This window comes from Pseudogulbenkiania sp. NH8B, from assembly GCF_000283535.1.
In the GTDB taxonomy this organism is placed as follows: domain Bacteria; phylum Pseudomonadota; class Gammaproteobacteria; order Burkholderiales; family Chromobacteriaceae; genus Pseudogulbenkiania; species Pseudogulbenkiania ferrooxidans.
In genome coordinates this window covers 3,437,160-3,459,467 of sequence record NC_016002.1, presented here as the reverse complement: position 1 = coordinate 3,459,467, position 22,308 = coordinate 3,437,160, and the positions used below count along the sequence as shown (strand labels likewise).

General features: G+C 63.8%; 22 protein-coding genes and 2 riboswitches. Of the genes, 5 read left to right on the top strand and 17 right to left on the bottom strand.

The features are described from left to right. Nucleotides 1–44 precede the first annotated feature (44 nt). From NH8B_RS15900 to flhB, 6 genes are read right to left on the bottom strand one after another with little or no spacing between them, the layout of a single operon-like run. Nucleotides 45–794: a flagellar motor protein gene (locus NH8B_RS15900; RefSeq protein WP_014088185.1), complete on the bottom strand. Its 750-nt coding sequence runs from the start codon at nucleotides 792–794 to the stop codon at nucleotides 45–47. Between the two features lie 46 nt (nucleotides 795–840). Further along, a complete protein-coding gene (locus NH8B_RS15895; protein ID WP_014088184.1) occupies nucleotides 841–1,587 on the bottom strand; it encodes an RNA polymerase sigma factor FliA in 747 nt (248 codons plus the stop codon). Further along, a complete protein-coding gene (locus tag NH8B_RS15890) occupies nucleotides 1,584–2,447 on the bottom strand; it encodes a MinD/ParA family ATP-binding protein (RefSeq protein ID WP_008954962.1) in 864 nt (287 codons plus the stop codon). Before NH8B_RS15890 ends, NH8B_RS15895 begins: the two co-directional genes overlap by 4 nt. Before the next feature lies 1 nt (nucleotide 2,448). Next, the gene (flhF, locus tag NH8B_RS15885) at nucleotides 2,449–3,882 is read right to left on the bottom strand and encodes a flagellar biosynthesis protein FlhF (RefSeq protein WP_014088183.1); all 1,434 of its coding nucleotides are present in this window, start codon (nucleotides 3,880–3,882) and stop codon (nucleotides 2,449–2,451) included. A gap of 6 nt (nucleotides 3,883–3,888) precedes the next feature. Further along, nucleotides 3,889–5,973: a flagellar biosynthesis protein FlhA gene (gene flhA, locus NH8B_RS15880; protein WP_014088182.1), complete on the bottom strand. Its 2,085-nt coding sequence runs from the start codon at nucleotides 5,971–5,973 to the stop codon at nucleotides 3,889–3,891. Nucleotides 5,974–5,979: 6 nt separating this feature from the next. Continuing rightward, on the bottom strand, nucleotides 5,980–7,146 hold the full coding sequence (gene flhB / locus NH8B_RS15875) for a flagellar biosynthesis protein FlhB (protein WP_014088181.1): 1,167 nt from the start codon (nucleotides 7,144–7,146) through the stop codon (nucleotides 5,980–5,982). A gap of 205 nt (nucleotides 7,147–7,351) precedes the next feature. On the opposite strand from flhB, the gene NH8B_RS15870 reads away from it, so the two are divergent. Then, complete coding sequence (locus NH8B_RS15870; RefSeq protein WP_014088180.1) at nucleotides 7,352–8,146, top strand: thymidylate synthase; 795 nt, start codon at nucleotides 7,352–7,354, stop codon at nucleotides 8,144–8,146. After that, on the top strand, nucleotides 8,143–8,631 hold the full coding sequence (locus tag NH8B_RS15865; RefSeq protein WP_014088179.1) for a dihydrofolate reductase: 489 nt from the start codon (nucleotides 8,143–8,145) through the stop codon (nucleotides 8,629–8,631). The genes NH8B_RS15870 and NH8B_RS15865 overlap by 4 nt, the downstream gene beginning before the upstream one ends. A 51-nt stretch (nucleotides 8,632–8,682) precedes the next feature. Here the strand turns inward: NH8B_RS15865 and NH8B_RS15860 are convergent, their stop codons facing one another. The 10 genes from NH8B_RS15860 to NH8B_RS15815 form a co-directional block, all read right to left on the bottom strand. Further along, nucleotides 8,683–9,351 carry a GntR family transcriptional regulator gene (locus tag NH8B_RS15860; RefSeq protein WP_014088178.1) on the bottom strand — a complete coding sequence of 223 codons (669 nt, stop codon included), beginning with the start codon at nucleotides 9,349–9,351 and terminating at the stop codon, nucleotides 8,683–8,685. Between the two features lie 194 nt (nucleotides 9,352–9,545). Next, complete coding sequence (locus tag NH8B_RS15855; protein ID WP_014088177.1) at nucleotides 9,546–10,400, bottom strand: uracil-DNA glycosylase; 855 nt, start codon at nucleotides 10,398–10,400, stop codon at nucleotides 9,546–9,548. Further along, on the bottom strand, nucleotides 10,397–10,837 hold the full coding sequence (gene rimI / locus NH8B_RS15850; RefSeq protein WP_014088176.1) for a ribosomal protein S18-alanine N-acetyltransferase: 441 nt from the start codon (nucleotides 10,835–10,837) through the stop codon (nucleotides 10,397–10,399). Before rimI ends, NH8B_RS15855 begins: the two co-directional genes overlap by 4 nt. Continuing rightward, entirely contained in the window at nucleotides 10,834–11,517 is a 684-nt protein-coding gene (tsaB, locus tag NH8B_RS15845) for a tRNA (adenosine(37)-N6)-threonylcarbamoyltransferase complex dimerization subunit type 1 TsaB (protein ID WP_041703048.1), read from the bottom strand. Before tsaB ends, rimI begins: the two co-directional genes overlap by 4 nt. Before the next feature lie 36 nt (nucleotides 11,518–11,553). Further along, a complete protein-coding gene (locus NH8B_RS15840) occupies nucleotides 11,554–12,738 on the bottom strand; it encodes an EAL and HDOD domain-containing protein (RefSeq protein ID WP_232503486.1) in 1,185 nt (394 codons plus the stop codon). A 66-nt stretch (nucleotides 12,739–12,804) separates the two neighbouring features. Beyond that, nucleotides 12,805–14,682: a chemotaxis protein CheA gene (locus tag NH8B_RS15835; protein ID WP_014088173.1), complete on the bottom strand. Its 1,878-nt coding sequence runs from the start codon at nucleotides 14,680–14,682 to the stop codon at nucleotides 12,805–12,807. Between the two features lie 47 nt (nucleotides 14,683–14,729). Further along, the gene (gene cheZ, locus NH8B_RS15830; RefSeq protein WP_014088172.1) at nucleotides 14,730–15,479 is read right to left on the bottom strand and encodes a protein phosphatase CheZ; all 750 of its coding nucleotides are present in this window, start codon (nucleotides 15,477–15,479) and stop codon (nucleotides 14,730–14,732) included. 45 nt (nucleotides 15,480–15,524) lie between these two features. After that, nucleotides 15,525–15,914 (bottom strand): chemotaxis response regulator CheY, encoded by a 390-nt coding sequence (gene cheY, locus NH8B_RS15825; protein ID WP_014088171.1) that lies wholly within the window; start codon nucleotides 15,912–15,914, stop codon nucleotides 15,525–15,527. A gap of 49 nt (nucleotides 15,915–15,963) precedes the next feature. After that, nucleotides 15,964–16,932: a chemotaxis protein gene (locus NH8B_RS15820; protein ID WP_014088170.1), complete on the bottom strand. Its 969-nt coding sequence runs from the start codon at nucleotides 16,930–16,932 to the stop codon at nucleotides 15,964–15,966. A gap of 48 nt (nucleotides 16,933–16,980) precedes the next feature. After that, the gene (locus NH8B_RS15815; RefSeq protein ID WP_041703045.1) at nucleotides 16,981–17,925 is read right to left on the bottom strand and encodes a chemotaxis protein; all 945 of its coding nucleotides are present in this window, start codon (nucleotides 17,923–17,925) and stop codon (nucleotides 16,981–16,983) included. A 179-nt stretch (nucleotides 17,926–18,104) separates the two neighbouring features. Between NH8B_RS15815 and NH8B_RS15810 the strand changes: the two genes are divergently transcribed. After that, entirely contained in the window at nucleotides 18,105–19,271 is a 1,167-nt protein-coding gene (locus NH8B_RS15810; RefSeq protein ID WP_041703043.1) for a sensor histidine kinase, read from the top strand. Nucleotides 19,272–19,485: 214 nt separating this feature from the next. On the opposite strand, the gene fdxA is transcribed toward NH8B_RS15810, so the two are convergent. After that, the gene (gene fdxA / locus NH8B_RS15805) at nucleotides 19,486–19,809 is read right to left on the bottom strand and encodes a ferredoxin FdxA (protein ID WP_014088167.1); all 324 of its coding nucleotides are present in this window, start codon (nucleotides 19,807–19,809) and stop codon (nucleotides 19,486–19,488) included. 84 nt (nucleotides 19,810–19,893) lie between these two features. Between fdxA and gluQRS the strand changes: the two genes are divergently transcribed. Both gluQRS and gcvT read left to right on the top strand, forming a co-directional pair. Continuing rightward, nucleotides 19,894–20,796 (top strand): tRNA glutamyl-Q(34) synthetase GluQRS, encoded by a 903-nt coding sequence (gene gluQRS / locus NH8B_RS15800; RefSeq protein ID WP_014088166.1) that lies wholly within the window; start codon nucleotides 19,894–19,896, stop codon nucleotides 20,794–20,796. Nucleotides 20,797–20,935: 139 nt separating this feature from the next. Further along, a riboswitch (glycine riboswitch) is annotated at nucleotides 20,936–21,031 on the top strand. A gap of 19 nt (nucleotides 21,032–21,050) precedes the next feature. Further along, a riboswitch (glycine riboswitch) is annotated at nucleotides 21,051–21,158 on the top strand. A gap of 31 nt (nucleotides 21,159–21,189) precedes the next feature. Next, complete coding sequence (gcvT, locus tag NH8B_RS15795) at nucleotides 21,190–22,278, top strand: glycine cleavage system aminomethyltransferase GcvT (protein WP_014088165.1); 1,089 nt, start codon at nucleotides 21,190–21,192, stop codon at nucleotides 22,276–22,278. Nucleotides 22,279–22,308: the final 30 nt, after the last annotated feature.

Here is a 22,308-nt window from a genome sequence, read left to right as displayed (position 1 = left end):
GCGGAGGGGCTGCTGGCCGAGCCTCTTCGGCCAACCTTGACGGCTCAGTCGTGCATGGCGAGGAAGCCGCGCAGTCGGTTCTCGATGATGCGCGGGTTCTCGCCGTGGCCGATGGCGACCAAGCCTTCGACGATCAGCTCGCGCATCGCTATCTCGGCCGCCACCAGGTTCTTCAGCTTGTTGGCGATCGGCAGGAACAGCAGGTTGGCCGAACCGACGCCGTAGATGGTGGCAACGAAAGCCACGGCGATGCCGGAGCCCAGCTTGGAGGGGTCGGAGAGGTTCTCCATGACGTGGATCAGCCCCAGCACCGCGCCCAGGATGCCCATGGTCGGGGCGTAGCCGCCGGCCGATTCCCAGATGCGCGTGGACTGACGGCGCGCATGCTCGAACATCGAAATCTCCACCTCCATCACCGAGCGCAGCGTCTCCGGCTCGGTGCCGTCCACCAGCATCTGCAGCGCCTTGCGGTGGAACGGGTCCTGCTGCTGGGCGACGTAGCCCTCCAGTGACAGCAGGCCGCCCTTGCGCGCGCTCTGGCTCCAGTGGATGACGTCACGGATGGTCTTCTCGTGGTCGAACTGGGGCGGCTGGAATACCCAGCGTGCCATGCGCAGCCCGGTCACGAACTGCTTCGGGGTGCTTTGCAGCATGACGGCGCTGGCAGTGCCGCCGATGACGATCATGAACGCGGTCAACTGGAACAGCGAGCCGATATGTCCGCCTTCCAGCGCCTGGCCGGCGATGATGGCGGCCAGCCCCCCGATGATGGCGATGATACTGATCTTGTCCAAAACGGTGTTCCGTTGTTGTGGTTGTTATGCTGGCGCCGGGTGGGGCTTACAGCCATTCCCTGAGTTTGCTCCGCACGCGGGCGATGGCCTGGCTGTGCAACTGGCTAACGCGTGACTCGGAGACCCCGAGCACCGCGCCGATTTCCTTCAGGTTGAGCTCCTGCTCGTAATACAGCGCCATCACCAGCTGGTCGCGTTCGGGCAGTGCCTTGATGGCGTCCACCAGGGCGCCGCGGAAATCGCCGTCGGCGAGGCTGGCGAACGGGTCGACGGCGTTGTCGTCCGCCACGTTGGCCACGGCCGCTTCGGCGCCGATGCCGTCATCATCGTCAAAGTCGCTGAAATGCTGCAGCGAAACGCCCTTGCACTCGCCCAGCATGGTCTGGTATTCGGCCAGCGGCAGACCCAGGAAGTCGGCGATTTCCGACTCCTGCGGCGGGCGTCCTTCGCGCTGTTCCAGCTGGTGGATGGCGTCCTCGATCTGTTTGGAGTGGCGTCGTGCCTGGCGCGGCAGCCAGTCCTCGCGCCGCAGCTCGTCTAGCATCGCGCCACGGATGCGCTGGCTGGCGAAGGTCTCGAATTGCACTCCCTGAGTTGGGTCGAACTGGCGTGCCGCCTCGATCAGGCCGATGATGCCGACCTGGACCAGATCGTCCAGTTCGACCGAGGCCGGCAGCCTGGCAATCAGCAGTTTGGCGATCTTCTTGACCAGCGGGGCGTGAAGCTCGACGTCGATGTCGCCGTGGAGCGCGCGGCTGCTATACGCCCTGCATTTCAACGACGGCAGGGTCATCGTGTCCTTCCTCCCTCGGCCCAGTCACGCGAGGCCGCGATCAGTACGTCCATGAAGCCGGCCTCCGGGCGCGTGGCTTCGGGTGAATGCCATTGCGGCAGCATGGCGGCCAGCTGGGAAAAGGCGATGGCCGATTCGCTGTCCGGGAAGGCCTCCATCAGCGGCCGATGCAGGCTGCGACTGCGCTTCACCGCGCTGTCCTGCGGCACGAAGCCGACCCAGCGCAGCGCCACGTTGAGAAACTCCCCGGTCACGCTCGACAGCCGCTGGAACAGCTCGCGTGCCTCTTCCAGGTGACGCACGCGGTTGACCAGCACGTTGAAGCGCTGGCGGCCGTACTGCGTCGCCAGGCGCTTGATGATGGCGTAGGCCATGGTCAGCGCTTCCGGCGCCGGGGTCAGTACCAGCACCAGGTTGTCGGCCACGCTGGCCGGCACCGGGTCGTGCGCCGGGTTGGGCACATCCACCAGCAGCATGTGGCTGTCGCGCTCCAGCGAGCCGAACTCGCTGCCCAGCCGCAGCCACAGCTGGGCGGAAAAGCGCGCGCGGTCTTCCGGACGCGCGTACAGGTTGAGCAGGCTCACGCCATGGCGCGACTGCGTCATCATGGTGTCGAGTCCGCCGGGGCCCACGATCTGTGTCTCCAGCGTGGCCGTGGTCGGCACGCCGAGCTGGCGCGCCAGCTGCTGCCCCGCCTGGCAGTCGATCAACAGCGGTCGGCAGCCGGCCCAGGCGAGCCCGGTGCCGAGCCCGGCCACCAGCGTGCTGACCCCGCTGCCTTCGGCGCCGACGAAGGCGAAGCTGGGCGCACGCACCGGCTGGGCGGCAAGACGGCGCAAACTGGCGGCCTGATCCTGCATGTCACAACCAGCCGGCCTGGGCCGCGTTCATGATCGGCAGCTCGTCGCCTTGCAGCGCGAACGGCGAGTTCAGGTGCGGGGAGCGCATGGCGCGGTCGATCAGGAAGGCGGCGTTGGCCAGGTGCAGGTCTTCCGGCACGCGCTGGCCGTTGGTGATGTAGAACATCTTCAGGCGGTTGCGGATGATCACGTCCAGGCTCGGTCCCATCGCCACGCTCTCGTCGATCTTCGAGAGGATGCAGCCGGCCAGGCCGTGGCCGCGGTAATGCCGCACCACGTCTTCCAGGGTATGGCCGTCGGCGTTGGCCGCCATCAGCAGGATGCGCTGGATCTCGCGTCCGGTGCCGTCGAACATCTGGGTCTGGGCGGCGACGCGGGCGTCGCGCTGACCCATGCCGACGGTGTCGATGAACACGATGTGGCGCGAGGCCAGGTCGGCCAGCGTCAGCTGCAGCTCGGATTCGTTCTGGATCGAGTACACCGGCACGCCGAGAATCTTGCCGTAGATGCGCAATTGGTCCTGGGCGCCGATCCGGTAGCTGTCGGTGGTGATCAGCGCCACGTGCTGTGCGCCGAATTTCATCGTGGCACGCGCCGCCAGCTTGGCCACCGTGGTGGTCTTGCCGACCCCGGTGGGGCCGACCAGGGCGTAGATGCCGCCGCGTTCCATCACGTCGCGGTCAGCGTCGGCGCACTTGAGATTGTGCATCAGCGCCGAGCGCGCCCATTTCAGCGTCACTTCGCCCTGATACTGCGCCGGCATCTTGTCGATCAGCTGGCGGATCAGGGTCGCGCTCAGACCCACCGAGAGCAGGTGCTTGAACAGCTCGATGCGGTTGGGCGCGCGCTCTTCCATGTCCGACCAGGCGAAGCTTGCCAGCTGGCTTTGCAGCAGGCTGCGCAGCAGCTTGATCTCCTCGCCGATGTGCTTGAGCTCCTGCGATACCTCTTCGGGTTCCTCGGCAGGCGCGGGAGCCGGCTTCGCCTGGGGAGGTGTCGCCGCGGCGGCGGCCGGCAGCGGCGGCACCGGGGCGGGCGTCGGGGCGGCCGCTGCGGGTGGCGAAGAGGGGGGCAGCGTCTCGCGCCGTGGCGGGAAGGCGGCGCTGGCCGCGAGCTGACTGGGGGTCGGCGCGGCGGCCGGGGCCGGGGCGTCCAGCGGCTCTACCGGCAGGGCGTAGGTGCGCGCCAGCGCACGGTTCACCGCGCCACCGGCCGGGGCGACCGGCGCGGGTACGTGGCGCGGCGGATGCTTGCTGGTCGAGGTGGACAGGGTGGTCGCCAGGTTGGCAACGTCGGCATCGGCCACGGCCATGATTTCCACCCCCCCGCCCATGGTGGGGCGGTTGGACAGAATGAGCGCGTCGGCGCCCAGCTCCTCACGGACCTGTCTGAGCGCATCGCGCGTGGTTTTGCCGAAGAACTTTTTGACCACCATCTATAGTTAGCCTTTGCTGCCCCCGATGACCGCGATTATACGAATGGATTTATTGTCCGGTATTTCATTATGCGAGATCACACGCAACTGTGGGAGGGCTCGGCGTAAAAAACGCGCCAGCAGGGGGCGTAGCCCCGGCGGCGTAAGCAGGACCGGATTGTAGCCCTGATTCTCCATCTGCTCCGACTGCTGCGCGGCGCTGGCCAGCAGGTTCTCCGCCAGACCCGGCTCCAGCCCGCCGCCGGCCTTGGACTGGACCGCCTGCAGCAGCACGCTTTCCAGCGCCGGATCGAGCGTCATCAGCGGCAGTTCCGCCTCGCCGGGGAAGAGCTGCTGGATGATTACGCGCGATAGCGCCGTGCGTACCGCGGCGGTCAGCTCGTCGATATCCTGCGTCACGCCGACATGGTCGGCCAGGGTCTCGAGAATGGTGCGGAAGTCGCGGATGTGGATGCCGTCGGTCAGCAGATGCTGCAGTACCTTCTGCAGCGTGGCCACCGACACCACCTTCGGCACCAGGTCCTCGATCAGCTTCGGCGACTCCTTGGCCTGGTGGCTGATCAGCGCCTGCACTTCCTCGCGCCCCAGCAGTTCGGCGGCGTGGGTGTTGAGCAGGTTGGAAAGGTGGGTCGCCACCACGGTGCTGGCGTCGACCACGGTATAGCCCAGCGTCTGCGCCTCGTCGCGCTTGCCGCCGTCGATCCATACCGCCGGCAGGCCGAAGGCCGGGTCGGTGGTGGTGAGACCCTTCAGCTCGCCGCTGACGCGCCCCGGGTTGATGGCGAGAAACTGGCCGATATAGGCCTCGCCGCTGCCGATTTCCACCCCCTTCATCAGGATGCGGTAGGCGTTCGGCTTGATCTCCAGGTTGTCGCGGATGTGCACCGCCGGCACCAGGAAGCCCAGCTCCTGGGCGATCTTCTTGCGGATGCCGCGGATGCGGCGCAACAGCTCGCCATCCTGGCTGCGGTCGACCAGCGGGATCAGGCGGTAGCCGACTTCCAGCCCGAGCTGGTCGACGTGCTGCACGTCGTTCCAGCTGACTTCGGCCATCTGCTGTTCGCCCGGCGGCGGTGGCGCGGCCTTGGCCAGCGCTGCCAGCTGTTCGCTTTCGCGCTGGCGCTTTTCCATCAGCCACCCCAGTCCGCCCAACACACTGGCGATCAGCAGGAAGGCGAAGTGCGGCATGTTGGGAATCATGCCGATGAGGCCGATCACCGCAGCGGTGATGTACAGCACCGAGGGTTTGGTGAACAACTGGCCGAGGAACTGCTCGGACATGTCCTTTTCGGTGCCGACGCGCGACACCACGATACCGGCGGCGGTGGAGATGATCAGGCCGGGAATCTGCGCCACCAGGCCGTCGCCGATGGTCAGCAGAGTGTAGCTCTCGGCCGCCTGTCCCACCGCCAGGTCGTGTTGCACCACGCCGACGATCAGGCCGCCGACGATGTTGATCAGGATGATCATGATGCCGGCCATGGCGTCGCCGCGCACGAACTTCGAGGCACCGTCCATGGCGCCGAAGAAGTTGGCCTCCTCGGCGATGGTGGAGCGGCGCTTGCGCGCGTCTTCCTCGCCGATCAGGCCGGCGTTGAGGTCGGCGTCGATCGCCATCTGCTTGCCGGGCATGGCGTCGAGCGTGAAGCGCGCGCTCACTTCGGCGATACGGCCGGCACCCTTGGTGATGACCACGAAGTTGATGATGGTGAGGATCACGAACACCACCACGCCGATCGCGACGTTGCCGCCGACCAGAAAATGCGAGAACGATTCGATCACCTTGCCGGCGGCGTCGGGCCCGGTATGGCCCTGCAGCAGGATCACCCGGCTGGAGGCGACGTTGAGCGACAGCCGCAGCAGCGTGGTGACCAGCAGCACCGATGGGAAGGCAGAAAAATCCAGCGGCTGGCGCACGTTGATGCCGACCAGCAACACGATCACCGACACCGCGATATTGAAGGTGAAGAAGATGTCGAGAATGATCGGCGGCAACGGCAACACCATCATCGTCAAAATGAGGATGATGAGGACCGGGCCCGCCAGGCGGGTCAGGTTGAAGCGTTTCAGTTGCTCGAGAATAGTATCCATGCCCGCTTAAGGGTTAGCCGTCGGCGCCGCATCTTGCTGGCGTTTGCTTTCCGGGTCAAGATCGGCAGGGACCTCGACGTGCTCGGGGTAGACCGGGGCCAGTCCGCCGTTGTATTCGTACAGCTTGAGCTGGTAGACGTAGGCGAGAATCTGCGCCGCCGCGCCGTACAGACGGGAGGGCACCTCTTCGCCCAGCTCGGAGTGGAAATACAGCGCGCGGGCGAAGCTGGGCACGCGCATCACGGTGACACGGTGCTCGCGGCCGGTGTCGATGATCTTTTCGGCCAACTTGAGCCGGCCCTTTGCGATCACCTGCGGCGCGCGCATGCCCTCGGTGTACTTGAGGGCGACGGCGTAGTGGGTCGGGTTGGTCACGATCACGTTGGCCGAAGGAATCTCCTGCATCATGCGCCGCTGCGCGGCCTGGCGCTGCAACTGGCGGATGCGACCCTTCACCTCCGGCGAGCCTTCCTGTTCCTTGTATTCCTGCTTGACCTCTTCCTTGGTCATGCGCAGCTGCTTGTGGTAGTTCCAGATCTGGAAGGGGACATCCACCACGACCAGCAGCAACATGGCGCCGACCACCAGCAGGAAGGTATGGAAGGTCAGCTGCATCATCTTGCCCAGCGCCGTCTCCAGCGGCATGGCGATCAGCCCGATCAGCTCGGCGCGCTCGTTCCAGATCACCCAGGTGGCGACGCCGCCGATCACCACGCTCTTCAGGATGGCCTTGAGCGCCTCAGTCAGCGCGCTGAGCGAGAACATGCGCTGGATGCCGTGGGCCGGATTGAGCTTGGAGAGCTTCGGTTCGATGCCCTTGAAGGTCAGGTTCCAGCCGCCGACCAGGAGCGGGGTGGCCACCGCCACCAGCGCCAGCCCGCCGAAAATGGGCATGAGCTGCAGCAGGGTGTCGGTGAGAGACTCCTTGAAACGCAGCAGCACCGGATCGGTGTGCTGCACCATGTCGTGGTCGAAGGTGAACAGGCGGCGCATCAGCTGCAGCATGAAGTTGCCCAGACGCTCGCCCGTCGCCATCAGCAGCGCCACGCCGGCCATGGTCACGGCAAACGTCGACAGCTCGCGCGAGCGCGGGATGTTGCCTTCCTCGCGCGCCTGCTGCAGGCGCCGTCCGGTCGCGGCTTCTGTTCGTTCGAGGTCGGAATCTTCTGCCATGGTGGCGTTATCGCTGCGTCGTCATTTGGGGTAAGGGCGGCAGCCGCTAGCCTACCATGATTTGGGCATTTCCCTGGCATCGCACAGGGGGCGTAGAAGCCAGAATCCAGGCGCAATTTCCTGTTTTTTATGTTTTTTCCATGCGGCAGATTCTGATAAAATCGCCCGTTTTCCCGCCTGTTCATTAATTTCCGGCACTGACGACATGAAACAGTACCTCGACCTGATGCGTCACGTGCGCGAGCACGGCCACTACAAATCCGACCGTACCGGTACCGGTACCCTGTCCGTGTTTGGCTACCAGATGCGCTTCGATCTGGCCGACGGGTTTCCGCTTTTGACCACCAAGAAGTTGCACCTGAAGTCCATCGTGCACGAGCTGCTGTGGTTCCTTTCCGGGGACACCAACATCCGTTATCTCAAGGAGAACGGCGTGTCGATCTGGGACGAATGGGCGGACGAGAACGGCAACCTCGGTCCGGTCTACGGCTACCAGTGGCGCAGCTGGCCGGCACCGGATGGCCGTCACGTCGACCAGATCGCCAACGTGGTCGAGATGATCAGGAAGAACCCGGACTCGCGCCGGCTCATCGTGTCGGCCTGGAACCCCGCCTTGGTCGACGAGATGGCATTGCCCCCGTGCCACGCGCTGTTCCAGTTCTACGTGGCCGACGGCCGTCTGTCGTGCCAGTTGTATCAGCGTTCGGCCGACATCTTCCTTGGCGTGCCGTTCAACATCGCCTCGTACGCGCTCTTGACCATGATGATGGCGCAGGTGTGCGGGCTGAAGCCGGGCGAATTCGTGCACACGCTGGGCGACGCCCACCTCTACAGTAACCACCTGGAGCAGGCCGACGAGCAACTGGCGCGCGAACCGCGCTCGCTGCCGGTGATGAAGATCAACCCGGCCGTGACCGATCTGTTCGCCTTCCGCTTCGAGGACTTCGAACTCGAAGGCTATGACCCGATGCCCCACATCAAGGCCAAGGTGGCGGTATGACGACACCCTGTATCACCCTGGTGGCGGCGATGGCGGCCAACCGCGTCATCGGCATCGACAACCGGCTGCCGTGGCATCTGCCCGAGGACCTGAAGCATTTCAAGGCGGTGACGCTGGGCAAGCCGGTGATCATGGGCCGCAAGACCTATGATTCGATCGGCCGCCCCTTGCCGGGCCGGCGCAATATCGTGGTGACGCGCCAGCACGACTGGAGTGCTGCCGGCGTGGAGGTCGCGCACAGCCTGGAGGCGGCCCTGGCGCTGGTTGCGGAGGCGGAATCCGCCTGCATCATCGGCGGCGCCGACCTGTACCGTCAGGCCTTGCCTCTGGCACACCGCCTGGAACTCACCGAAATCGCGGGGAACTATCAGGGCGACGCGCATTTTCCCGACTTTAGCAGCGGTGGCTGGCAGGAAGTACAGCGCGAGGCGCAGCGCAGCGAGCAGGGGCTCGACTATGCCTTCGTGAGCTACCTGCGCGGCTGATCGCCCTGGCGAACCGATAGCGCTGCCCGGCACCACCGCCCGGCAGCGTTTTTACTGCGCCCCCTCCAGAGCCTCCGCCGAGGCGGCGGCGAGCCGGCCGTAGTCGGCACCGAACTGCCGGATCATCGTCTGGAGCCGGAGCGTGTCACGCGCGATGATGGCCTTCAGCAGTTCTTCCAGAAAGGCGTAGGTGCGCTCCACCTGCGGGGAGCCAGCACGCAGGATAGCGTACAGGCAGCGCTGCGTCAGCGGCAAGAGGTCACGCAGTGTGCTTTCGATGTAGTGGTTGTCGGCAAAGCCGTACAAAGCCTGCAGGAAGGCCACCCCTTGCTGGTAGAAGCCCTGGATGTCGTTGTGCTGGCGGCTGGCTTCGAGTTGCCCCAGCAGTTCGAAGAAGCGGGCGAGGTCGTCGTTCTGCCACTGCCGTGCCATGTTGCCCACCACCGTCTCCAGCAGCAAAAACCACAGGCCGAAAAAGTCGTGCACGTCCCGGGCGCTGATACTCGCTACCACCGCACCGCGCCGCGGGTAGATGTTGACCAGGTGGCGGCGTTGCAGGATCAGCAACGCTTCGCGTACCGAGCCGCGGCTGACGTCGAGTTCGCTGGCGATGCGAAGCTCCTGGATGCGCTCCCCCGGCCGCATTACGCCGAGGATGATCTGGTTGCCCAGGTGCTGGGCAATCTGCTCGGTAAGAGAGTCGTTAGCCTTGAACCTCATGCATGTTCTCCTGAAAAGAGCGGAGTTTTCTGTCTTATTGTCGCCGGGGCGTCTGGCAGGGGGGTGACATCCACCCTGGCCAGCCGCCGGATTTTCGAGGACGTCAGTGTAGCGTGAGCGGGAGTGGAAGTGAGGGGCGCGTGGCGCGAACGCGGCACCTGCCGTGTGCGGGGGCAGAGGGGGGCGTGCCCCGTTCACTGCCCGGTGAGTTGGCGGAAGGTGCGCCGCGCGAACACCAGGTCCTGCCAGCTCTTGGCCTTGTCGGGCAGATTGCGCAGCAGGTAGGCCGGGTGGAAGCTGACGATTAGCGGCACATCCTGGTAGCGATGCACCCGGCCGCGCAGGCGCGCGATGCTGTCGTTGCTGTCGAGCAGGGTCTGCGCGGCGAAGCGTCCCAGCGCCAGGATCAGGGTCGGGCGGATGTGCGCAATCTGCTGACGCAGGTAATCCTGGCAGGCTACGATCTCATCGGCCGAAGGATTGCGGTTGCCGGGAGGGCGGCATTTGAGCACGTTGGCGATGTAGACATCGTGGTTGCTGTCGAGACCGATGGCGGCCAGCATGTTGTCGAGCAGTTGGCCGGCGCGGCCGACGAATGGCTTGCCCTGTTTGTCCTCTTGTTCACCCGGCGCTTCCCCGATGATCAGCCAGCGCGCCTGTGGATTGCCGCGGCCGAACACCGTCTGGGTGCGCGTCTCGCACAAGCGGCAGTGACTGCAGCGGGCGACGGTCTGCTCCAGCTCGTCCCAGCTCAGCACAGGCTTGGCCGGCGTGGGGAGGGAGGGGGCCGCCTGTTCGGTGAGTACCGCCGGAACTGGTGCGGCAGGGGCGGGTGCCGAGGTGGCCGCCTGGACGGCAGTGGGCACCGGGACGGCGGCGGCGACAGGAACGGGGGCGGTTTCTGCCGTTGCCGCTTCTACCGGGGCGTCGGCCAAGGGCGCGGCCGGCGGCGATACGCGCCGAGCCGGGTGGTCGTCAAAGCGTGCGTCGCGCGCGCGCCACAGCGGGCCGAGGCCGATGACCTCACCGATCAGATGGCGGCGGCTCATAGCCCAAGCTCCATCAACACGGCATGCTCGCGCCCGGATGCGGTGGGGTAGTAGTGCTTGCGCAGGCCTGTCTCGACGAAGCCGCTCTTGGCATAGAGTGCACGGGCGGGTTGGTTGCTTTCCCTGACTTCCAGGAAGAGCCGCGAGCACCCTTGCTGGCGCAGTTGCTGCAGCAGCTCGCCCAGCAAGGCCTGTCCCAGCCCCTGCCCCTGTCGGTCGGGGGCGATCACGATGGTCAGCAGCTCCGCCTCGTCCAGCACCGTCATGCTGACCGCGTGTCCGTACACTTCGCCATCGATCTCCAGCAGCAGGAAGGCGTGGCCGGCCGCCAGGGAGTCGTGGAACTGCCGCTCGCTCCAGCCATGGGGAGTGGCCGCCGCTTCCAGTGAGGCCAGTTTTGCCAGGTCGGGCGCAGAGGCCGGGCGGAAGGCGATCATCGCTGGCGTGCCTGCTGCTCGCGCGAGGTCAGCGCTACCTTGTTGCGCACGTAGAGCAGATCGGCTTCGCGCGCGGGGAGGAGGGGGTAGCGCCCGCTTTGCGCCAGCCGCAGGTAACTGGCGGCGTGGGGGCGGATGTCGTTGTGAATGGCGCCAAGCTGTGAGCCCCAAGTGCCACTTGCCAGCATGGGGTAGGCGGCAAAGCCGTCGCCGGCGCCCACCCAGCCTTCGCCATCCAGCTGCAGTTCGCTGCCGGCCTGCTCCGGGTCGAGCAGCAGGATAGGGGAAAGGCGGCACGGCGCGGCTAGGTCGTAACTCGCCAGGTAGACTTGCTGCATGCGGGCGTCGCTACAGGCGACAACCCGCGTCGCGCCGGCCTGTTCCGCCACGCTGTCGAGGGTGGGGATGGGAATGACGGGTAGGCCGGCGGCAAACGCCAGGCCCTGGGCCAGACCGCAGCCGATACGCAGCCCGGTGAACGAGCCCGGACCCTGCCCGTACACGACGCCGTCGAGTTGCTGAAGCGTCAGCCCGGCATCGCGCAGCAGGCGCTGCACATGAGGCAGCGCCTGTTCGGCGTGTTTCTGGCCGACGCGCTCATGAAACACGACGGTGTTGTCATCGTTTAAGACGGCAAGCGACAGGAAGTCCGTCGAGGTATCGATGGCAAGCAGTTTCATGGCGTTTCCGGAGGGCTGACGGGGAAAAGCCATGAATTATAAGCCCAGTTCCTCCACCCAGGCGAGCGCCTCGACGTGAGCCTGATTGAACGGTTCGGGCGACAGACCCAGTTCCCGGCACAGTTGCGGGACGTCACGCATCTCCTTGTCTTCGCAGGCCTTGGCCAATTGGAGGAAGGGGGTGAGCCGGTCCGGCTGCTCCAGCAGCACCTGCTTGAACTGGTCGGAGAGGTGGAGGTGTTCCAGTACGGAGGTCATCGGCATGTCGAACAGCACGTCGAGCAAGCTGAACATGCCGATCACGAACAGCGATTCGCAGGCGTCGTTGGGCAGGTTGAGCGCACCGCCCAGGAGTTCCATGAAGCGTGCCCGGGTAATGGCGGTCTTTTGCAGGGCGGGTGGGGTCTTGCCATCTTCGTCGGCGGTGACCAAGAGCAGGGTCAGCCAGCGGTAGAGCCGTTTGTAGCCCAGCACCGTGACCGCGTGGCTGAACGAGCTGATGGTGGTGTTGAGTCCCGCCGCGGCCGAGTTCACGAAGCGCAGCAGCTTGTAGGACAGCGCGATGTCTCGCTTGAATACCGCCTCGACTTCCTTGATCTCGGCATCCATGCGCAGCAGGTTGAGCAGCTCCAGCGTGTGCGTGAAAGAGGGATGGATGACCTTGGCGGACAGGGTCTCCGGCTTGGCGAAGTAATAGCCCTGAAAACCATCCATGCCCAGTTCGCGGCAGAGGTGGAAGTGCTCGTGCGTTTCCACTTTTTCGGCGATGCGGATTACCGGGTAGCTGCGCACTTGGGCGGCCAGCATCTGGAAGTCGCTGGTACCGTGCTTCTGAACGTCCAGTTTGACGTATTTGGCGTATTCCAGCAGTTGGGCTGAAGGCGCGTTGAACGAGAAGCCATCCATGGCGATGCCGAAACCCTGGGCATGCAGATACTTGATGCGGGCAATCAGCTCGTTGGATGGGGTGATCTCGGGCATCAGGTCGAGAATGACCCGACGTGCCGGTAGCAACTCGAGAAACTCGCTGGCCAGCATGGCTTCGCCGACGTTGATGAAGGCCAGCTTGTTGCCGATCAGCCAGCTGGTTCCCATATTGTGCAGGGTGTTAACCAGAACCTGGGTGTCGGCTTGAAGCGCGGCCAGCGGGCCGGCGCCTTCCGCCTCGAGGGAGGGGCGAAACAGCAGCTCATAGCCGATGAGCTGCTGATTTCGGTTCAATACAGGCTGGCGTCCGATGAAGGCACTACTTGTTGTCATTCTGTACCGTTCAGTGTGGGGTAAGCGTCAGATCGTAATCAGTTCGGAGGTCTTGACCATCCCACTTACGCCGTCCTTCGCCGTCAACAGGTCTTCCATGTCGAGTACCAGCACGACCGAGCCGTCCCCCGACAGCGTGGCACCCGCCACGCCCTTGGGACGGATATTCTGCAGTGGCTTGATCACCACATCGTCGCGGCCGACGAAGGAGTCGATGGCCAGGATGAAAGAGCGCTCGGCCGATTGCATCAGCACGCCGAACCCCGGTTTTTGGGTCGGTGCCCAGCCGAGCAGGCCGGCCAGGGTCTTGAGCGGGAGGATTTCGTCGCGCACCACGATAGTCGGATTGCCCGAAACTTCCTGGATGGCTTCCGGATCGATGGTGATGATCTCGCGCACCATCGCCAGCGGCACGGCGAACGGTTGGTTGCAGGCGCGTACCACCAGCACCGGCAGGATCGCCAGCGTCAGCGGCAGCGAGATGCTGATGCGGGTGCCTTCGCCCGGAATCGAGTTGATGTCGATGCGGCCGTTGAGCTTCTGGATGTTGGTACGAACCACGTCCATGCCGACACCGCGGCCAGACACACTTGAAATCTGGTCCTTGGTGGAGAAGCCAGGCAGGAAGATCAGCTGCAGGCACTGCTTCTCGTCCAGAGCGTTGGCGGCTTCGGTGTCGATCAGGCCCTTTTCCACTGCCTTGCGGCGCAGGGCGTCGGCATTCATGCCACGGCCGTCGTCGGTGATCTCGATCAGTATATGGTCGCCGACCTGTTCGGCCGTCAGCTGGATCAGCGACTGCGGTTTCTTGCCGGCGGCGATACGTTCCGCGGTGGACTCGACACCGTGATCGACGGCGTTGCGCACAAGGTGCACCAGCGGGTCGTTCAGGTCCTCGATCATGGTTTTGTCGAGTTCGGTTTCTTCACCGCTCAGTACCAGTTCGACGTCCTTGCCGAGCTGGCGCGCCAGGTCACGGGCGAGGCGGGGGTACTTCTGGAACAGCCGGCCGATCGGCTGCATGCGGGTCTTCATCACCGCGTTCTGCAGATCCCCGACCAGCAGGTCGAGCTGGCTGATGGCTTCGTCCAGCGAGCGCAGGGTATTGCTGTCGTTGTTGCCCTGCAGAATCTCGGTGCGCAGCGTGGTGAGGCGGTTCTTGGTCAGGCCGATTTCGCCGGACAGGTTGAGTACCATGTCGAGGCGGTTGGTATCGATGCGGATGGTGTTTTCATGCCCGCCGCCGCTGGCCGACTTGCTCGCCGTCACGTTCTTGGCCGGCGCCGCGGCCCGGCTGGCTGCCGCCACGGCCGTTACCGGCTCGGTTTCCGGCACCAACGCCGCAGCAGGCACTACTTCCACCGGTGCAGGGGCCGGCGCGGTGGTACGGGCGGCAGGGACGACGGCCTGGTAGAGACTGTTCCAGTCCGGTTCGTCGCTGCGTTGCGGTGTGCTGGCGGTCACCACCGGCGGTGTGGCCGGGGTGACTTGCTGGTGTGGTGCCTGCGGCATGCGGCCGGACAGGACGGCATCCAGGGCGGCGAGCAATGTGCCATCGGCGTCTCTCGGCATCAGCCCCTGTCCCAGGGTGCCGAACATGTCGCGCACGGTGGCCGTGGCGTCAAGGATCACGTCCATTACTTCGGGATTGAGCTGAAGTTCGGCGTTGCGCAGCTTGTCGAACAGGTTTTCCGTGCGGTGGCAGAGGGTCACCATGGGCGCCACGTTGAGGAAGCCGGCGCCGCCCTTGATGGTATGAAAACCGCGGAAAATGTCGTTGAGCAAGGCGCGGTCTTCTGGCCTTTTTTCCAGTTCGACCAACTTGTTGTCAACGTCCGAGAGAAGGTCGTTGGACTCCATCAGGAAGTCCTGCAACAACTCTTCCATGCCGCCGAATTCGCTCATTTTTTACCCCGCACCGTTATTTATTGTTTCTTGTTGCGACCGTGGTCTCAGAAGCCGAGGCTTTCCAGCAGGTCGTCGACTTGTTGTTGGTTGGTGACCACATCGCTGCGTCCTTCCGGGTTGATCACCGGACCATTCAGCAGCGTCGGGTCGATTTCCGTTTTCTTCTCTTCCGGCGAGAATTCGATCAGGAAGGCGACGAGGTCGGTTTCGATCGTCTTGACCATGCCCATCATCTTCTTGATGACCTGGCCGGTCAGATCCTGAAAATCCTGCGCCATGACGATGTCGAGCAGTTGCGCGCTGGTGGCCTGGGTCTGTTCCGGCACACTCTGCAGATAACGGTGCGTGTCCTGGCTCAGCTGGCGGAACTCATCGACCGACAGCATATTGGCGAACAGCCGGTTCCAGCGTTCGGACAGCTGCTTGGCGCTGCTTTCGAGCTCGTCCTGGATCGGCTTGGCGATATCGGTAGCGTTGAGCACCCGCTCTGCTGCGGATTCGGTCAGTGTCGAGATGTAGGAGAGGCGGTCGCGGGCGTCGGGAATCGCATTCGCGACGCGCTCCAGCGATTTGTCGTAACCCATGTCGCGCAGCGCACTGTGTAATTTGCGGGTCAGTTGCCCGATTTGTTCATACATCACCGAGGGGGTGCCCTCGGCGGCGGAGGTGGACGCCGTGGCACTGTCTGCTTCGCTGGCGATCTGTGGCGTGCCGGCTTGGTGCTGCTTGGCAATGCTGTCAAACAGGGCCTCGAGATCCGGGGTATCCCCGCTTTCCAAAACGTGGTCTGGCACGATAAATCCTCCTGAATACTGGCCCGACAAGCCGTGCAATGGTTCTTATTTGTTTATTGCCTGGAAGATCTTGTTCAGCTTTTCTTCCAGCGTGGCGGCAGTAAACGGCTTGACGATGTAGCCACTTGCCCCTGCCATGGCAGCTTCGATAATGTTCTCGCGCTTGGCCTCGGCCGTGATCATCAGGAACGGCAGGGGCTTGAGTTGCTGGTCGGCGCGTACCGCTTTCAACAGCTCGATTCCGGTCATGTTGGGCATGTTCCAGTCGGAAACGATGAAATCGAAATGCTGTGTCTTGAGCTTGTGAAGGGCGACTTGGCCATCCTCCGCTTCATCGACGTTGGTAAATCCGAGTTCCTTGAGTAGGTTGCGTACGATCCGTCTCATGGTTGAGAAGTCGTCCACTACAAGGAAGCGAAGATTCTTGTCTGCCATCGAGGGTTATCCTGAATTTGTCAATGATTCCTGGCCGCTATTGTAGCGACTACCTTTGCAGGAATGGAATCAGGGTTTCGGCCAACACGGCAGGGTCGAATTTGGCGACGTAGGCATCGACGCCGACGCTGGAGCCCATGGCGCGGTTGGCGTTGGACGACAGCGAGGAATGCATCACGACGGGAATGCCGTTGAAGCGGTGATCGGACTTGATCAGGCGGGTCAGCACGTAGCCGTCCATTTCCGGCATCTCGGCGTCCACCAGAATGGTCTTGAGGGTGTCGTGCAGCGGGGCTGCATCGCCCTGGTGGCGATTGGCCAGCGCTTGCAGCCGTTCCCAGGCTTCGCGGCCATTGCTGGCCTGCTGGAACTTGATGCGCATCTTTTCCAGCACGCCGGTGATCTCCTTGCGTGCCACCACCGAATCGTCGACAAAGAACACGTACTGGTCGGCTTCCAGCTGAGCGGTTGGCAGCTCGGGCAGGCGCGGTTCGCCCACCACGCTGGCCAGTATCTGTTCCACGTCCAGAATCGATACCAGCTTGCCGTCTTCCAGTTCGGTGATGGCGGTGATCAGGTTCATGCCGCTGGCCGAAGCCACCTCGCCAGCCGTCGAGGCACTGCCCGACATCATGTTGTCAGGCGAGCGTACCTTGTCCCAGTCGACGCGGATGATGCGGTCCACCGAATCGACCAGGAAGGCCTGGGTGCTTTTGTTGAATTCGGTGACAATCATGGTTTCATACTTCTTGGCCGGATCGTTGGCACCGATGAAGCGGGCGAGCGAGATGATCGGGATGATGTTGCCGCGCAGCGAGAGGACGCCTTCCACTCCGAACGGCATGTTCGGGGTCTTGGTGATGGTCGGGGTCTGCGATACTTCGCGGACCTTGAAGACGTTGATGCCGAAGGTTTCCCGCGTGCCCAGCGAGAACAGCAGGATCTCCATCTTGTTGGAGCCGACCAGCTTGGTGCGGGCATCGATATTGGCGAGCAGGGTAGCGTCGGTGGCTGGCATGTCAAACCTTTCCCGATTTCTTTTTTGAGTGCGGTCGTCAGTGGTGCGTTACTTGCCGATGTGCAGCATTTCGCGCAGCTTGATCGCCAGTTTTTGGGCTTCGAACTTGGAAACGTAGGAGTCGACACCGACCGATTCGCCGAGCTTCTGGTTGGAGTTGCCCGACAGCGAGGAGTGCATCAGCACCGGAATGCCGGCAAAGCGCGGGTCACTCTTGATGAGCTTGGTCAGCATGTAGCCGTCCATTTCCGGCATTTCCACGTCGGTCAGCACCAGGTTGACCACGTCGCAGAGCTTGCGGCCGGAGAGGTCGGCCTGGGCGGCCATCCGCTGGAGTTCGTCCCAGGCGCGCATGCCGTTGATGGCGTAGGCGTACTTGACGTTCATGGCTTCCAGGGTACGTTCGATCTGTTTGCGCGCGACGACCGAGTCGTCGGCGAAGAAGATCATGCGCTCTTCCTTGATCGGCTCGATGTTCAGGAAGTGATGGGCGTCGTCGGTGAGCGAGGTCTCTGCCAGGACTTTCTCGACGTCCATCATCATGACCAGGGTGTTGTTGAGTTCGGTCACGGCGGTGACCAGTCCGCCCATACGGTTGGTGATCATTTCCGGTGGCACGCGCATGGCCGACCAGTCGAGCCGCAGGATGGTGTCGACGGCCTCGACCAGAAAACCCTGGGTGTGACCGTTATATTCGGTCACGATCATGATTTCGGGCTTTTTCTCGGTGACGATGCCGGCGTACTTGGCTAGGTCGATGATGGGCACGAGCGCGCCACGCAGGCTGACCATGCCTTCCACGGAAGACGGCATTTCCGGCGCGGAGGTGATTTCAGGTGTGCGCATGACCTCGCGCACCTTGAAGACGTTAATCCCGAAAACTTCCTTGCGCCCGGTTCGTTGATCTTCTCCGAGGGAGAACAACAGGATTTCGAGCTTGTTGGTGCCGGCGAGCTTGGTGCGGGCATCAATCTTTTTAAGAAGTTCTGACACGGAAACCTCCGCTGCATCATGTTTTTTGGGAGTATCGTTTGGAGTGTCGATACACCCGTTATTAGGGGTGTCGGGGGCCACTGGCTCCGTCCATTACGGCAAATGTACCCCAGATTGGCTTAACCGGTTTGGATAATTATCATACTGATTAATCAGTTTTTACAAATGTGTTGTGGTGAATGACAAAAACTGTTTCAAACTTGCACGACCAGCAAACACTGGAGCAGGCGTTTGCCCAGTTCAATGCCGTTTCCGGCCAATTGATCGATGCCTACAACCAGCTACAGGGGCAGGTCAATGTGCTGAATGCCCAACTGGACGAGGCCAATAACGAGCTTAGGCGTCAACTCTCGAATAACGCGGCGTTGGCCGAGCGGCTCGGCATGTTGCTGGAGGCGCTGCCAGCCGGCGTGGTTGAGTTGCTGGTCGATGGCCGGGTGCAGACTGAAAACTCCGCCGCCGAGGCGATGCTGGGGGCGTCGGTGCGGGGACGGTCATGGCCGGAGGTGCTGGCCGGCTTCCAGCCGACCGACATTGATAACACCTTTTTGTTGCCGCGTTGTGGCGGGCAGCCACCGCGCCGCATCACGCTGCAGTACCAGGACCTGCCGGAATTGGGCGGGCAGATCGTGCTGCTGCACGACGTCACGCACCTGCACCAGCTCTCGAGCGAGCTGGCGCAGCAGCAGAAACTGGCCTCGATGGGCAGTATGGCGGCGTCGTTGGCGCATCAGCTGCGTACGCCGCTGGCGACCGCCATGCTCTACACCGCCAACTTGCGCCAGCCCAGCCTGGGTGAGGCGGAGCGAGAGCGCTTCATCGACAAGAGCCTGGCTCGTTTGAAGGCGCTGGAAGGGCTGATCCAGAACATGCTGAGCTTCGTCAGGGGGCAGGTGAGCGAGCTCGAGCTGCTGGACGTGGCCGGGTTGCTGGAAGAAGTCCGTGCCGTGGTGCAGCCTCATTACGCCGCGCGGGCGGTGCGGCTGGACTGTGACTTTGCACTGGGCGAGTCGGTGCGGGTGGCGGGAGACCGCAAGGCGCTGGTGGGCATCCTGGTCAATCTGCTGGAGAACGCGCTGCACTTTTCCGTAGAAGGCCAGTGCGTGGAGCTGGGCGCCCGGCTGGAGGGCGGCGCAGTGCGACTGTGCGTGGTCGACGAGGGCCCGGGGCTGGGCGACGAGTTGCTGGAGCGGGTGTTCGAACCGTTCTTTACCACGCGCTCCGGGGGGACCGGGCTGGGGCTCGCCATCGTCAAGAAAGTGGTGGAGGAACTGCACGGCAGCGTGTGTGCGGGCAACCGCGAGGGCGGGGGCGCCTGCTTCGAGGTGCGGCTGCCGCTGGCGTGAGCCGAGCCGCTTGCCGTCCCTGCGATCACGGCTATGGGCACTGGTCGTGGTGTGCGCACCGTACAGGCAGGATGGCAAGGGCTTGCCGGGCCAATCTCTGCGTGCAAATCCATCGCTGAGCCAATTCGAAGATTGGCACGCAGGGATTTGTCCGGCGAAGGATTTGCATGCGAGTGCAATAACGCCAGCAGGGTTTTGCCTGATGGCCCCTTAATTATTCTTCCAGGTACTGGGTCTTGCTGGTGACCTTGGCCCAGTCTTCGTGATCCGGCAGAGGGTCCTTCTTGGCGGCGATCACCGGCCAGACCTTGGACAGCCGGTCGTTGATCTCGATGAAATGCAACTGGTCGGCCGGTACGTCGTCTTCGGCGTAGATCGCTTCGACCGGGCACTCGGCGACGCACAGGGTGCAATCGATGCATTCGTCCGGGTCGATGGCGAGGAAATTGGGGCCTTCATGGAAGCAGTCGACCGGACAGACATCGACGCAGTCGGTGTATTTGCATTTGATACAAGCTTCGGTTACAACGTAGGCCATTGCATTTTCCTTTGGCGATTTGGGCGCTGACACTCAACAGTCTAGCCAATTTTGCCATCATTTGATTTTCCCGGCTGTTTTCCGATGATGTCTGGCTTCGCTCCCTCCTTGCCCTATCGTGGCCGTTTTGCCCCCAGTCCGACCGGTTTATTGCATGCCGGTTCGTTGACCACCGCCGTCGGCAGCTATCTGGAGGCGCGCACGCGCGGCGGCGTCTGGCTGTTGCGCATGGAGGACCTCGACCCGCCGCGCGAGGTGGCCGGCGCTGCTTCGGCCATCCTGCAGACGCTCGAGGCGCTGGGTTTCGAGTGGGATGGCGCTGTGGAATACCAGAGCCGGCGCCACGAGCTGTACCGCGCCGCGCTGGACCAGTTGGCCCGCGATGGCCTGGCGTACGCCTGTGGCTGTACGCGCAAGGAGATCGCGGCACACGCCCGCCGCGGGGTGGACGGCTACGTCTATCCGGGAACCTGCCGCAACGGCTGCGTGGCGGGGCGCGCCGGCCGTGCCTGGCGGCTACGCGTGGCGCCGGGCGAGACGGTGTTCGTCGATCGCTTGCAGGGCGAGTACCGCCAGGACCTGGAGTGCGACATCGGCGATTTCGTGCTGCTGCGTGCCGACGGCTTCTGGGCCTACCAGCTGGCGGTGGTGGTGGACGATGCCGCGCAGGGCGTCACCGATATCGTGCGCGGCGCCGACCTCTTGGTGTCGACGCCGCGCCAGATCGCCGTGCAGCGGGCGCTGGGAGTGCCTACCCCGAGTTACTGCCACTTGCCGCTGATGGTCAACTCGGCCGGTGAGAAGCTGTCCAAGCAGACGCTGGCGCCGGCGATTGCCCCGGCGGCAGCGGCGGCGGAGCTGCGCCGGGCGTTGCAGCGGCTGGGGCATGTGCCGCCGAACGAATGCGGCAGCCTGGCCGAGTTGTGGGCCTGGGCGCGCGGGCATTGGTCATTGGACAAGGTGCCAGCCGGGCCGGTGACGGTGTGAGCCGGGCTTCGGCCAACTTGGTCGGGGAAGGGCTGCGGTTGGTTATTGTGTGGGGAAGTAACGTGGCGCTGCGCCTACATAATCGCGGCATGCAGCCGCGTGCGGCTTGCCAGACCGGCGGCCAGCGCCGATAATCTTGCCCCATCTAGCAGGAGAGAGTGGCCGCGCAAGCCGGCCGCCGCCGAAGGCGCAAGTGCACCCGCAATCGCTCAGGCAAAAGGACTGCGAGGATCGGGCCGTCGTTCCATGAGCGGCCCGCCGAATCTGGAGAGCGGCGCCTGGTTCCAGGCGCCCACCGAAGGGGCTAACGGCTGGTGCTGCACCAGTCGGAAAATCTCAGGTGTAGGGACAGAGGGGTGTATAGAAGGATGAACGCACCCTGAAGGACTCCGCATGACGGCCCCGAAACGTACCCCCCTGTTTGACGAACACCTCGCCGCCGGCGCCAAGATGGTCGATTTTGCCGGCTGGGAAATGCCCATCCATTATGGCTCGCAGCTGAAAGAGCACGAGCAGGTGCGCAGCGACGCCGGCATGTTCGATGTCTCCCACATGACCGTGATCGACATCACCGGTGCGGACGCCAAGGCCTGGCTGCAGAAGCTGATCGCCAACGACGTGGCCAAACTGGGCTTCGAGGGCAAGGCGCTGTATTCCGGCATGCTTAACGCCGACGGCGGCGTGGTGGACGACCTGATCGTCTATCTGACTTCCTACGGCTACCGCATGGTGGTCAATGCCGGTACCACCGACAAGGACCTGGCCTGGATGGAGCAGCAGAAAGCCGGTTTCGATGTGACGCTGAAGGTGCGTCGCGATCTGGCCATGCTGGCCGTGCAAGGCCCCAACGCCATTGCCAAAGTGTGCGCGGTGAAGCCGACGCTGGCAGACGCTATTAAATCTCTGAAAATCTTCCAGGGCTTGCCTGCAGGCGACTGGTTCTTTGCGCGAACCGGCTATACCGGCGAAGACGGCCTGGAAATCATGGTGCCGGCCACCGAGGCGCCGGCCTTCTTCCGCGAATTGCTGGCGGCCGGCGTGGCGCCGATCGGTTTGGGGGCGCGCGACACGCTGCGTCTCGAAGCCGGCATGAACCTGTACGGCCACGACATGGACGAGACCGTGTCGCCGCTGGCTGCCGGGATGGGCTGGACCATCGCCTGGGAACCGGCCGAGCGCGACTTCATCGGCCGCCAGGCGCTGGAAGCGCAGAAAGCCGCCGGCGTCGCGATGAAGCAGGTCGGCCTGGTGCTGGAAGGGCGCGGTGTGCTGCGCGAGGGGCAGAAGGTGGTGGTCGAGGGCGCCGGCGAAGGCGTCATCACCAGCGGCACTTTCTCGCCGACGCTGAAGCATTCCATCGCCATCGCCCGCGTGCCGGCCGCGACCGGCGAGACCGCCCAGGTCGATCTGCGCGGCACGCTGACCGAGGTGCGCGTGGTCAAGATGCCGTTTGTTCGCAACGGCAAAAAAGTCTTTAATTAAGCCGAGTATCCGGACTGAGTGGAGGTGGGC